The 12,443-nt window shown below is 71.2% G+C and carries 11 protein-coding genes and 1 riboswitch; of the genes, 3 read left to right on the forward strand and 8 right to left on the reverse strand.

Annotated features, from left to right (window positions below):
• Nucleotides 1–11: 11 nt before the first annotated feature.
• Nucleotides 12–1,175 (reverse strand): GNAT family N-acetyltransferase, encoded by a 1,164-nt coding sequence (locus tag QQK49_RS00525; RefSeq protein WP_284302160.1) that lies wholly within the window; start codon nt 1,173–1,175, stop codon nt 12–14.
• A 312-nt stretch (nt 1,176–1,487) separates the two neighbouring features.
• Between QQK49_RS00525 and QQK49_RS00530 the strand changes: the two genes are divergently transcribed.
• Nucleotides 1,488–2,870, forward strand: a complete 1,383-nt coding sequence (locus tag QQK49_RS00530; protein WP_284302161.1) for an IS110 family RNA-guided transposase — start codon at nt 1,488–1,490, stop codon at nt 2,868–2,870.
• On the opposite strand, the gene QQK49_RS00535 is transcribed toward QQK49_RS00530, so the two are convergent.
• From QQK49_RS00535 to QQK49_RS00555, 5 genes are all read right to left on the reverse strand, one after another.
• Complete coding sequence (locus QQK49_RS00535) at nt 2,792–3,562, reverse strand: ABC transporter ATP-binding protein (protein WP_284302162.1); 771 nt, start codon at nt 3,560–3,562, stop codon at nt 2,792–2,794. The two genes, QQK49_RS00530 and QQK49_RS00535, sit on opposite strands and share 79 nt — an antisense overlap.
• Complete coding sequence (locus QQK49_RS00540; RefSeq protein ID WP_284302163.1) at nt 3,559–4,656, reverse strand: FecCD family ABC transporter permease; 1,098 nt, start codon at nt 4,654–4,656, stop codon at nt 3,559–3,561. Before QQK49_RS00540 ends, QQK49_RS00535 begins: the two co-directional genes overlap by 4 nt.
• On the reverse strand, nt 4,653–5,537 hold the full coding sequence (locus QQK49_RS00545) for an ABC transporter substrate-binding protein (RefSeq protein WP_284302164.1): 885 nt from the start codon (nt 5,535–5,537) through the stop codon (nt 4,653–4,655). Before QQK49_RS00545 ends, QQK49_RS00540 begins: the two co-directional genes overlap by 4 nt.
• Nucleotides 5,538–5,713: 176 nt before the next feature.
• Nucleotides 5,714–6,754, reverse strand: coding sequence for an ABC transporter substrate-binding protein (locus tag QQK49_RS00550; RefSeq protein WP_284302165.1), 1,041 nt, complete (start codon nt 6,752–6,754; stop codon nt 5,714–5,716).
• A gap of 63 nt (nt 6,755–6,817) precedes the next feature.
• Nucleotides 6,818–6,994, reverse strand: a riboswitch (cobalamin riboswitch).
• A 96-nt stretch (nt 6,995–7,090) separates the two neighbouring features.
• Complete coding sequence (locus QQK49_RS00555) at nt 7,091–7,972, reverse strand: class II glutamine amidotransferase (protein ID WP_284302166.1); 882 nt, start codon at nt 7,970–7,972, stop codon at nt 7,091–7,093.
• Nucleotides 7,973–8,251: 279 nt separating this feature from the next.
• Between QQK49_RS00555 and QQK49_RS00560 the strand changes: the two genes are divergently transcribed.
• A complete protein-coding gene (locus QQK49_RS00560; RefSeq protein WP_284302167.1) occupies nt 8,252–10,063 on the forward strand; it encodes a glycoside hydrolase family 15 protein in 1,812 nt (603 codons plus the stop codon).
• Nucleotides 10,064–10,347: 284 nt separating this feature from the next.
• On the opposite strand, the gene QQK49_RS00565 is transcribed toward QQK49_RS00560, so the two are convergent.
• Nucleotides 10,348–10,920: an NADPH-dependent FMN reductase gene (locus tag QQK49_RS00565; RefSeq protein ID WP_284302168.1), complete on the reverse strand. Its 573-nt coding sequence runs from the start codon at nt 10,918–10,920 to the stop codon at nt 10,348–10,350.
• A 120-nt stretch (nt 10,921–11,040) separates the two neighbouring features.
• The gene (locus QQK49_RS00570) at nt 11,041–11,949 is read right to left on the reverse strand and encodes a hypothetical protein (RefSeq protein WP_284302169.1); all 909 of its coding nucleotides are present in this window, start codon (nt 11,947–11,949) and stop codon (nt 11,041–11,043) included.
• 106 nt (nt 11,950–12,055) lie between these two features.
• On the opposite strand from QQK49_RS00570, the gene QQK49_RS00575 reads away from it, so the two are divergent.
• Nucleotides 12,056–12,418 (forward strand): hypothetical protein, encoded by a 363-nt coding sequence (locus QQK49_RS00575; protein ID WP_284302170.1) that lies wholly within the window; start codon nt 12,056–12,058, stop codon nt 12,416–12,418.
• Nucleotides 12,419–12,443: the final 25 nt, after the last annotated feature.

Consider the following 12,443-nt stretch of genomic DNA (forward strand, 5'->3'; position numbering starts at 1 on the left):
ATCGGGGCGTCTCAGCCTCGGGACAGTCGGCCGCGACGGGTGGGGGTCGCGCAGACGTCGTGACGCACCCGGACGACGTCGGGTCGGAGGGCCGCGGCGGTGTCGACGTCACCGAGGGAGGCGAGTTCCTCCACGAGGACCCGGGTGGGGGCGAGGAGGAACAGGGAACCGTCCTCGGCGCCGGCCTCGATCGCGCGCGCCGGCGCCCAGTCCGAGTGGTGCGCCTCGGTCGTCGTGTGCGTGAACGTCGCCGCGATCGCCGGGTCGCGCACGGGCAGGAGGAGGAAGCGGACGTCGAAGCGCTTGGGGTAGCCGATCGGCGTCTCCCAGTCGTCCCAGGGGATGAGTTCGGTCGGGTCGAGTCGTGCGCCGGTCTCCTCCTCGACCTCGCGCAGCGCCGTGGCGAGGACCGTGCGTGCCGCGACCGAGCCCCCACCGAGGCGGTCGTGCGCCGTCCGCGCCCAGGCGCGTTCGTGCTCGGCGACGAGGGCGTCGGGGAGCTCGAGGCTCGCTCCCAGCGCGGTGTCGCCGGGGTCGACGCGCCCGCCCGGAAAGACGACGGCGTCGGGGACGAAGTCCATCGTGCCGACCCGGTGTTGGACGAAGACCTCGAGCCCGTCCGGTCCGTCGCGCGCCGGCAGCACGCTGACGGCCGGGGTCGGTGTCGGGGTGTCGAGGATCGTCCGCCGCATCGCCACGCGCGGGCCGCCGTCGTCGAGTCGGGCGGCCCGCTCGGCGTCACGGATCGCGGCGAGGGAGGCCGGCAGCGGGTCGGGCAGCACCTCGAACCCCTGCCGCGCGTACCAGGGGGCGTTCCACGGCACGTCCGCGAAGGTCGTCAGGGTGAGGGAGTCGCCGCCGGCGTCCGCGACGACGCCGTACGCCGCGCACAGCAGCCGCGTCCCCAAGCCGCGTCGCTGGGCGTCGGGGCGGACACAGATCGCGTCGAGGTGATGTCCGTCGTCGAGGTCGACGACGTGCGCGAATCCCAGGGCGGGCTGCCCGACGACGAGCAGGGTGCCGCGCCGCGCACGCTCCTGCCCGCTCGGCGGTGTGCCCCACCCCGAGACGTCCATGACCTCGGCGAACCGTCGATCGGCCTGCGCCTCTAGCGACTGCACGAGCGGCAGGTCCTCGGGCTCGGCGTACCGCACCGCCGTCACGCTCAGGGCCATCGGTCTCTCCTGTGTCCAGCCGCTGCCGGGCGACCGTGCACGAGGCTACCCGGCCCGAGACGCAGCGGTTCGGCGTTCTCCGAGCTACTAGTTCTATTGACCTCAGGATCGGTGCCTGGCCAGGCTCGGTCTAGGTGGTCGGGGTAGTCGCTCTTTTCCGGCTGTCCATCCTGGTGGTGTGACTCTCGACCGGCTTGCGCTGCTCCGGCCACCGACATGGTCGGGAGAGGCTGAAGAAGGGATTGCTCTGCTGGTAGTAGCGGTGCCCTCCGGACCGACACAACCGATGTCGAGGATGTCAGGAGGCAGCTGATGAACGAGCAGGCACCGGGTCCGGTCGTGATCGGGATGGACCCGCACAAGCGCACCGTCACGATCGAGGTGATGACTCCCAAGGAGCAGATCCTCGGACACGGACAGTTCACCACCGACGAGGACGGCTTCGCCGCGATGCTGGAGTACGTCAGGCGTTGGCCCCAACGGAGGTGGGCGGTCGAGGGCTGTGAGGGCATCGGTCGACATGTCGTGGCCAGGTTGTTGCCGCTGGGCGAGCAGGTCGTGGACGTGCCGGCCAAGCTGTCCGCCCGGATGCGGATCTTCGCCACCGGCCAGGGCCGCAAGACCGATGACACCGACGCCCACTCCATCGCCCTGGTCGGGGCCCGGATCGCGGGGCTGCAGTCGGTGGCCCACGACGAACAGCTGGAAGTCCTGCGGCTGCTGGTCGACCGGCGCCGCCGGATCGGGGAGGAACACGTCCGCAAGGTCTGCCAGCTGCACGCCTTGCTGCTTGCGATCGTCCCTGGTGGGGCCAAGAAAGACCTGTCCGCCGCCCAGGCCCGCACGATCCTGACCGGCGTGCGACCCAAGGACGCCCTGGGCAAGACCCGCAAACGGGTCGCCCTGGAACTGGTGGTCGACCTGGAACGGATCCACACCCGCAAGAAGAGCGCGGACAAGGAACTCATCGAGCTCCTCAAGAGCACCGGAACCGCCCTGCTCAGGTTGCACGGCATCGGGCCCACCGGCGCCGCCCGGCTGCTGGTCGAGATCGGTGACATCACCCGGTTCCCCAGCAAAGGCCACTTCGCGTCCTGGAACGGTACCGCCCCGATCGACGCCTCCTCCGGTGACAACACCCGCCACCGCCTTTCCCGCGGCGGGAACCGACAGATCAACCACGTGCTGCACATCATGGCCATCGTCCAGCTGCGCACCCCCACAACCCAAGGACGGGCCTACTACGACCGGAAAATCGCCGCCGGCAAACGCCCCAGCGAAGCAATGCGCTGTCTGAAACGACGCCTATCCGACATCCTCTACCGCACCATGCTCAACGACGTCCTCACCACACAAAGGACGGGCCCAGGAGGACACCGGGGCGCGTCACTGTCATCCAGCGCGGCCGGCTCACAGCCCCACACCGACACTTCGGATCAATCACTTCCCGGACCCGTCACCACCCAGAATACGACCCCCTCAAGACCCCCGCTTGACACAGAAGGGTGCCGGTATCGGCTCGACGGAGCCCCGGCCGAACGCGAAGGAGCCACCGAGCCCGACATCGCCGGCGTCCGGCGAACGCAGCGTGTCGTCCTCACTGGATGGGGGTCGCTTCACCAGCTCACCCGCGGTGGGCGGAAGCGGACGTGGGGGCCGTCGGCGCTCTGGTCGACGAGGGCGTGGATGCCGTAGACGGCGTCGATGATCTCGGTCGTCAGCACCTCGCTCGGCGTGCCCGCGGCCACGGGGCGGCCACGGTTCAGCAGGAGGATCTCGTCGCAGAACGCGCCCGCGAGGGTGAGGTCGTGCAGGGCCACGACGACGGTGGCCGGGGTCGCCCGCGCTAGGGCGAGGATGTGCAGTTGGGCGGCGATGTCGAGATGGTTCGTCGGCTCGTCCAGCAGGAGGATGCCGGCCTCCTGCGCGAAGGCGCGGGCCAGCTGCACCCGCTGCTGCTCCCCACCGGAGAGGGTGTGCCAGCGACGGGCGAGGAGGTCCTCGACCCCGGTGCGTGCCGCCGCGGCCCGGACGACGTCGGTGTCGGTGGCGTTGCGTCCCGACCACGGCGGTCGATGGGGGATGCGGCCGAGGTCGATCACATCGGCGACCGACAGGTCCTCCTCGGTCGCGCTGAACTGCTCGACGATCGCGACGCGTCGGGCGAGTTCGCGACGGTGCCAGGCTCGGAGGGGGCGGTCGTCGAGATGCACGTCCCCGGCGGTCGGCCGTAGGTGACCCGAGAGCATCCGCAGCAGCGTGCTCTTGCCGGACCCGTTGGGACCGAGTACGCCGAGCACCCCGCCGACGGGCGCGCGCAGGCTCACGTCGTCGACGATGCGCACCCCGCCGATCTCGCGGATGAGCCCCCTGGCCTCGAGGGTCATGAGCGCTTCCGCCGGATGAGCACGATGGTGAACACGGGCACGCCGACGATGGCCGTGACCACGCCGACGGGGATCTCCTGCGGCGCCAGCAGCGTTCGGGCCAGGGTGTCGACCCAGACGAGGAACACGGCCCCGAGCAGGGCGACGGTCGGCAGTAGACGGCGGTGTCGCGGCCCGACGAGCATCCGGGCGATGTGGGGCAGGACGAGCCCGACGAAGCCGATCGCGCCGGAGGAGCTGACGACCACAGCGGTGAGCAGCGCGGTGGCGATGAGGAGGACGGCCCGGGTCCGGGTCACCGAGATGCCGAGGCCGGCCGCGGCCCGCTCCCCGAACGCGAAGGCGTCGAGCGCGGAGGCCGACCCGAATGTCACGCCGAGGACGAGGGCGAGGACGACGGCGGTCAGCGTGACATCGGTCCACGACGCCGTGCTCAGCGACCCCAGCAGCCAGAACAGCACGCCGCGGGTCGTCTCGGCGTCGGCGGCGACCATGACGACGAAGGAGGTGATCGCGGAGAACATCTGGGTGACGGCGATGCCCGCGAGGATGACCTTGTCGGTGGTTCCGCCCGCCGCCCACGCGAGCCCGAGCATGACGGCGAACGCGACGAGCGCCCCGACGAACGCGCCGCCGGACAACCCGATCGAGCCCATGCCGACTCCGAGGACGATGACGGCCACCGCCCCCGTCGACGCCCCGGAGGAGACGCCGAGCAGGTAGGGCTCCGCCAACGGGTTGCGTAGCAGCGATTGCAACACCGCGCCGCACACGGACAGACCCGCGCCGCACAACGCAGCGAGCAGCGTGCGCGGCAGCCGCAGGTCCCACACCATTGCGTCCTGCAGCCGCGAGACGCCGACGTCGGCGCCGAGACCGAGGTGCTGGGCGAGGACTCCCCACACCTGGGTCGTCGACAGCGGCGCGGGCCCGAACGTCACGGCGAGCAGGATCGACCCCGCGAGCGCGACCGACGCCACCAGGCAGACCCCGAGGGCGAGGAGGCGGCGACCCCACAGCGCCCCGACCAGTCCGGCGTCGCGCGCCGTCGCACTGCGGTCGGTGCTGCGGCGGGTCGGCGTGGTCGTCGTCATCCGCCCAGGCCGAGCTTCTTCAGCCCGGCTGCGACCTTCTCGACCCCGTCGACGGTGCGCAGGGAGGGGTTCAAGTCACCACCGGAGACCGTGATGTACCGCTTGTTCCTCACCGCGTCCATCTGCCTGGTGACAGGGTTCTTCTCGAGGAAGGCGATCTTGGCCGCTGCGGTCTCGGCCGTCTGACTCTTGCGAGTGAGGTCGCCGAGGACGATGACGTCGGGATTCTTGGCGGCGAAGTCCTCCCACCCGACCTGCGGCCACTCCTGCGTGCTCTCGCTGTAGACGTTCGTCAGCTTCAGCGTCCGCGAGATGATGCCGGGCGCCCCGTAACCTCCCGCGACGTAGGGCTGCTCGGAGTTGGCGAACCAGTAGACGACACTCGTGCCGTCCTTCGCAGGCGTCGCTGCGGCCGCGTCGAGCCGCGTGTTCAGGGAGGCGTTGACCCGTTCGGCCTCCCCCGGCACCGACAGCAGCCGGCCGAGCTCGGTCACCTCCTGGCTGATCGTGCTCATCTCCAAGGGAGTCGAGCGTGCGCCGTCGCCGTCGTCGTTGTTCGCTTTGACGCACTCCGAGGGCGACATGTAGGTCGGTACGCCCAGCTTGCCGAATGTGGCGCGGTCGGCCACCCCGCCTTCCGCGAGAGTGTTGTGGAAGGACGCCGTGACGAGGTCCGGCTCCTTCTGGAGGACGACCTCCAAGGAGGGATTGTTCTCGGCGAGGCGCTCGACCTCGGCATTCGCGTCGGCCAGCGCGGGCAGGACCGGGTCGGTCCACGTCGCCGTACCGACCATCCGGTCGGCGACGCCCAGCGAGAGCAGGATCTCCGTCGAACCCTGGTTGAGGGAGACGATGCGCTGCGGCGCCTGCGGCAGCGTCACCCTCGCACCGCAGTTCTCGATCGAGACCGAAGCGGCTCGCGTCGCATCGTCGGCGCCCGAGGGTGCTCCAGATCCCTGATCAGCCGCCGTCCCACCGCATCCCGCCAGGAGGGCTGCACCGGCGAGGGCGGGTGCGGCGAACTTCCGCGAGGTGTGGATCCGGCGTCGCACGGCGGTCATCGAGCGCCGACCTTCGCCAGACCCTGCGCGATCTCGGCCGTCGCTGCGGGGGTGCGAACGCCGAGGTGCATGTCCGAGCCCTGCAGGAGGATGTACCTCTTGTTCTTCACGGCCGTCATCTCCTTCGTGACGGGATTGCTCTCGAGGAACGCGATCTTGACGGCGCCGGTCTCGGATGTCTGCCGCTTGCGGGTGAGGTCGCCGAGCACGAGGACGTCTGGGTCCTTCTGCGCGAAGGCCTCCCAGCTCACCTGCGGCCACTCGTCGCGGGACTCGGCGAAGACGTTGGTCAGGCCCAGTGCCCGGGCCGACACGGCAGGTGTTCCGTACCCGCCTGCGACGTAGGGCGATTCGCTGTTGGCGAACCAAAAGGCGACGGTCTTTCCGGCTCCCGGGTCGCCGGTCGAGGCCGCGGCCAGATCGGCGCGGATCCGCTCGTTGAGCTTCGCGCCGGCCTCGGGCACACCGACGATCCGGGACAGTTCGTCGATCTCCTGGTAGGCCGCGTCCATCGTCAGCGGAGTCTCGCGGCGCCCGTCACCGGTCCCGTCGGTGGCCTTCGCGCACTCGGCCGGCGCCATGTAGACGGGCAGGCCGAGCTGCCCCAGCGACTCGATGGTGGAGGAGCCCTCACCGGGTAGGTCGGCCCGGAACGTCGCGGCGACGAAGTCGGGCTCGGTCGCGAGAAAAGCCTCGAGGGAGGGGTTGTTGTCGGCGATCCGCGGGATGTCGGCATTCGCCGCCTCGAGCTCCGGGAGGATCGGGTCGAACCACGTCGAGGTCCCCACCACCCGATCACCGACGCCGAGGCTGAGCAGGGTCTCGGTGGTGTTCTGGTCGAGTGAGGCGATGCGCTGTGGCGGCTTCTGGACGACGAGTTCCCGCCCGCAGTTGTGCACGCGGACGGGGTAGCCGGCGGATGACGCCGAGACCGCCGGTGCGCTGGGGGTCGAGTTGCCGGGCTCGGCCGCGGAGCAGGCGGACAGGCTCGCGGCGACGGCGAGGGTGATGAGAAGGGACTGCCGGTGACGGAGCACGAAACACCTCGGGGGATCCGCAGCCCTGGAACGCGAGGTCCGCACGTCGATCCGGCCCGCGGGGTCCGCGGGAGATCACCAGCAGGTCTTCGGACTCGGCATCATCCGGGTCGGGGCGCCTTCCCGGATCGCTCCAGTGGCGTCGTGCCCCGCCCGTCCGCCTCACCGCTGCGCGTCAGTCCCGGACTCACACCGGGTTCCCTGGCCCTCTCGAGGGCGACTGGCAAGGCAAACCTAACACGGGCTCTCGGCGTGGGATTCCACCGCAGACGGCATCGCAGAATGCATCGAACTGGTCGTCATCACGACCATCCGGCTGCATTCTGCGATGCAGTCCTACTCGGGGTCGTGGATCGCGCCGGATCTGGAGAGGCGCTGGGAGGCGGCGACGGCCGGGGCGAGGTCGGCGAGGGTGAGCAGGTGGCGCGGCGGATGGGCGAGGACGAGGCGTTCCTCGATGTCCAGGGCGCCGGTCACGTGCACGAGCACGCCCGACGGCAGCAGGCGCCACCCGTCGTCGCCGTCCATGGGTTCGCTGGCGACGACGATCGAGGGGATCTGCGCCAGGTCGGCCGAGTGCACCGCGGTGCCGGCGGCGCTGCGGTGGTGCAGGGGACCATCCGCGTCGCGCCGGTCGAGCAGCCACAGCTCGTGGGTGTCGGGGTAGCGCAGCGCCCAGAGGTCGGTCGGTGTCGACAGCAGGATGTTGAGGGCGAACACCGGAAGGCGGTCGGCGATCCACGCCGTGGCGGAGGTGATCCCGGCGCCGACGTCACCTCCGGCGCGGGCGATCTCGGCGGTGACGAGCGCGAAGACGCGTTCGGAGTCGGTTTCGCCGCGCACCCGGCGCAGGTCTGCGCCGAGGTGTCGCTCCAGGTCGGGCAGCCCCTCGATCACGCCGTTGTGCGCGAAGATCCGCCCGTCGAGGGTGAACGGTTGCGTGTTCTCCTCGCTGATCCCGCCGGTGGTCGCGCGGCGCACGTGGGCGACGAACGTCGTGCTCTCACGGCGACGCGCCTCCCGGGCGAAGGCGGCGTCCTCGTACGCGGCGAGCGGTTGCCGCTCCACCACCGGCGACCCGTCCGCGTCGAAGGTGCCGAGTCCGGTGCCGTCGGGGTTGGCGTGGGACTGCCGGCGCAGACTGTCCGGCGCGTGCAGCAACCAGACCGTGGCACTGGCCCGATGACTCCCCGCGCTCAGACCGAACAGTCGACACATGCGCGCCTCCTCGGCTCGGGGTCCATCCGCGGGGTGGATGGTCGAGTCTCGTCGACGCAGACTGCATCCGCCGATCCAGTGCGCCTCCCTCTGGTCGAGGGACGCCACCCCCAGGCCGGACGACGCCTCGCCCCGGGGTCTCCGACCGCCGCCGCCGGGGATGCCCGACGTCGACCCGCGCCGGCGGATTCGCGCTCGTCGCAGGGTGCTCGGGCAGAACTCGACCGGAAGGCGCACGCTTGACCTCTACCGCTCCGGTACGGGGGCAGGAGGCATCCCATGGACACCCCGATCGAGGAACACGCACTGCTCGGCGACATGCGGACGGCGGCCCTGGTCACCCGCGCGGGCAGCATCGACTGGCTGTGTCTGCCGCGGTTCGATTCGCAGGCCTGCTTCGCGGCCCTCCTCGGCGAGCCGGAGAACGGGTGGTGGCTGCTCGGCCCCGCGGACGCGGCGCACAGCGAACGCCGGTACCGCCCGGGCACGCTCGTTCTCGAGACCACCCACACCACCGAGAGCGGATCGGTGCGGATCACCGACGCGATGATCGTCGACCCGGCGACCCTCACCGACACCGTCGGCGCCGAGCGTGTCGACATCGTCCGCCGGGTCGCGGGCATCTCGGGGCGCGTCACCCTCCGTCACGAGTGGATCGTGCGGTTCGAGTACGGCGCCGTGCGTCCGTGGATCCATCGCGTCCCCGACATGAGCGACCTCGGCGGGCCGGAGATGCTTCAGGCCGTGGCCGGCCCGTACGCGGTGGCGTTGCGGGGGCCCCTGCTGCCCCACGCCGAGGGCCGCAGACACGTCGGCGAACTCGTCGTCGAAGCGGGCGACGTGCTCACGTTCACGATGACCGCCTGGCCCTCCTACCGCCCCACGCCCGGGCCGTTCGACGTCACCCGCGCCCTCGACACGACGGTGCGGGTGTTCGCGGGGTGGACCAACCGGTGCGAGTTCGGCGGCCCGCACCGGCAGGCCGTGCTCACGTCGCTGACCGTGCTGCGTGCGCTGACCGACAGCGAGACCGGCGGCATCGTCGCCGCACCGACCACGTCGCTCCCCGAGCAGTTCGGCGGCCCCCGCAATTGGGACTACCGCTACTGCTGGCTGCGCGACGCGTCGTTGACGCTCTCGGCCTTCCTGCGCGCCGGCTACCGGCACGAGGCTCGCACGTGGCGCGACTGGCTGTTGCGGGCGATCGCGGGCGACCCGGTCCACATGCGCATCATGTACGGCATCGACGGCCGCCGTGACCTTCCGGAGAGCGACCTGGAGCACCTCCGCGGCTACGCGGGCTCCCGGCCGGTGCGCATCGGCAACGGAGCCTCGGGGCAACGGCAGAACGACGTGCTCGGCGAGGTGCTCACGGCGCTCGAGAACGCCCGGGCGCACGGTCTGGCCGAGACCGACGACTCGTGGGCCCTGCAGGTGGCGCTGGTCGATCACCTGGCGGAGACGTGGGACACCCCCGACAACGGACTGTGGGAGATCCGCGGCCCCCAACGGCGATTCACCCATTCGCGGGCGATGTGTTGGGTGGCGTTCGACCGCGCGGTGCGCGCGATCGAGACCTATGGTCTGCCCGGTCCCGCGACGCGGTGGAAGCGGGTGCGCGACGTCGTCCGGCAGGACGTGCTCACCCGCGGCGTCGGCCCCGAGGGCCACTTCCGGCAGCACGACGAGACCACCGCGGTCGACGCTTCGCTCCTCCTGCTCGCACCGGTGGGCATCGTCGACGCCGCCGATCCCCGCTACGTCGCCACCGTGGAGCGGATCGAGCGAGAGTTGCTCGTCGACGGCCTCGTGATCCGCTACCGCCCCGAGACCGGTGTCGACGGCCTGCCCGGAACCGAGAACCCGTTCCTGGCCTGCTCGTTCTGGCTGGTGACGGCGTACTGCCTGCTGGGCCGCGTGGACGACGCGGAGCGCCTCATGGCCCGGCTCGTCGGGCTGACCAACGACCTCGGCCTCCTGCCCGAGGAGTACGACCCGGCGGGCCGCTTCGCCGGCAACTTCCCCCAGGCGTACTCCCACCTGGCCCTCGTCGAGGCCGCGTACGCGTTGAACGCGGCGCGACAGGCCTGAACTGGGATTTCTGCCCGTCGCGGTGCCTGCCGGCGAGCCGTGAGCAAGCCCGGGCGGTGCCAGGTCTCCTCGAGCGCGTGGGCTTCGACGACCGGATCGAGGACTCCCGCTACGGGCTGGGCGACGGCCCCGACGGCGGTGACTCCGGACGTAGCGCAGTTTCGACGGTCTCGCGGGGCTCGTTCAGAGCGCAAAATGCTGTGACCAGCACTGTTGGGTCCGGTACTCGCTGCCACACCGTCGAAACTGCGCTACATCCGCCCGCACCCGACTCGGCGCGCAGGTCAGTCCGCGGACCGTAGTGGCCGGAGGGCGCCCGCCCAGCGTTCGACCTGGTCGAACATCGACGCGCGGTTGCGCGGCTGGTAGTCGCGGGGTGACATCACGGAGAAGTCGGTCATGTCGTCGTAGATCGAGATGGACACCTGGCTGCGGACGGTCGCGATCTGCAGCTCGCCCAGGACGAGCTTGAGCTGCTCGGCGACCCGCAACCCGCCCGAGCTGCCGTAGCAGCAGATGGCTGCGGCCTTGTCGTTCCACTCCGCGTAGAGGAAGTCGAGGGAGTTCTTGAGGGCGCCGGGGATGCCGCGGTTGTACTCGGGCGTGACGAACACGAAACCGTCGAAGCCCGTGACGAGTTCGGACCAGGCTCGCGTGTGCTCGTGGGTGTAGGTGCCGGAGGACGCGGGCTCGGGCTCGTCCAGGAGCGGCAGGTTCTGGTCGGCGAGATCGACCAGGGTGTAGGTCGCGGCCTCGCGGTCGGCGGTGCCCTCCATGACCCAGTCGGCCACGGCCGGACCGACCCGCTCCGGTCGGGTGGAGGCGAGGATGACGGCGATCTTCAGCTTGTCGGGCATGCCGCGAGTCTCGCGCACCGGCGGGCGTCCGTGCACCCGCCCGACGTCTCGTCACGTCACGCGCCCCCCGTCAGGTCGTGTCGACCGCACGACCTTCCTTCCGCGTGAGGCTCGGGCACCCTACCCCTCCTGCCCGACTCCCGAGGTCAGGAGTGCGTGGAGGAGCCACGCCTCCGTGCCCGCGAGGCCGACGCTGAAGAACACCGTGGTGCCCTCAGGTACCGGACGCTCACCGGCGAGCACGGCGCCGACATGGACGATGTCGTTCTCGATGGCGCTGCCCACCAACACGTTCGGCGGGTCGTAGGCCTGCACCTGCTGCGGGGAGTCGCTGACGACCATCGCCGCGTCCCGGGCCAGGGAGGGGTCGAACTCGGAGCGGCCCACCTGCTTCGGGCCGAGCGTCGTCACGTACGCCCCCGGACGCACGAGGTCGGCGGCCAGCACGGGCTGCCGCGCGGAGGTCGCGAGGATGACGACGTCGGCGTCGCGGACGGCGGCCTCCACGGTCTCGGCCGGGCGGACGTCGAGGCCGAGCTCCGTACGTGCCCGCTCGGCGAACGCCGTGCGGGTCGTTCGGGAGTGCACGTGGATCGGGGTGCCACGAAAGCGATCCGGCAGGGCCCAGAGTTGGTGCCAGGCCTGGGTTCCCGCGCCGACGAGGGCGATGCGTTCGGGGGCCTGCGGACCGAGCGCGTCGAGGGCCGCGGCCCCGATGGCACCGACCCTGCAGGGGCCGAGCGCCTCGCCCACGGCCATGCCGAGGACGGCACCGCTCGCCTCGTCCTGCACGACGACGACCTGGTCCTGGTGGGCGTCACCGGGGGCGATGTAGGAGCGGTAGCCGAACCAGTGGCCGGGTCGGGCGCCGCACGTGAACGTCAAGCGGGATCCGTCGAGGTCGGCGCTCACCCGCGGCGGCGCGATCAACTCACCGCGCCAGGCGGCGACGGCGGCCTCCCGCATCGCCGCCCGCGCCAGGTCGGGGGTGAGGAGTCGCTCGACGTCCGTATCACGCAGGATCCGCATGGCTCAGTGTTTCCCGGTGGCGGCCCCAGGGCAACGAGGTTCGGCCGATCTCCCCACGAGGATGAGGGGCGCCCGGTCGGGTGAGGCCGATGAGAGGATCCGGTGCGTGAAGATCCTCGTCGTCGACGGTGCGAACGTCGTGGGCAGCGTCCCGGACGGGTGGTGGCGTGACCGCGCGGGTGCGGCGGCTCGCCTGCACGCCGGGCTGACCCGCGCCGAACTCGCTTACGGCCGTGTCGTGCTCGTGCTGGAGGGCGAGGCCCGGGCGGGTGTGCCGGAAAGTATCGACGGGATCGTGCAGACGGTGCACGCGGCCGGCTCCGGCGATGACGAGATCGTGGCCCGGTGCGAACACGCCGCCGGCGCCGCCGAGGTGACGGTGGCGACCGCCGACCGCGGCCTCCTGGACCGCCTGGCCCCGGAAGTGGCGGTGATCGGCCCCCGCACGCTGCGCTCGCACCTGGGATGAGGCGCCGCGGGTGCTCTCGCGTGAC

Source organism: Mobilicoccus caccae (genome assembly GCF_030161635.1).
GTDB classification, from domain to species: domain Bacteria; phylum Actinomycetota; class Actinomycetes; order Actinomycetales; family Dermatophilaceae; genus Mobilicoccus; species Mobilicoccus caccae.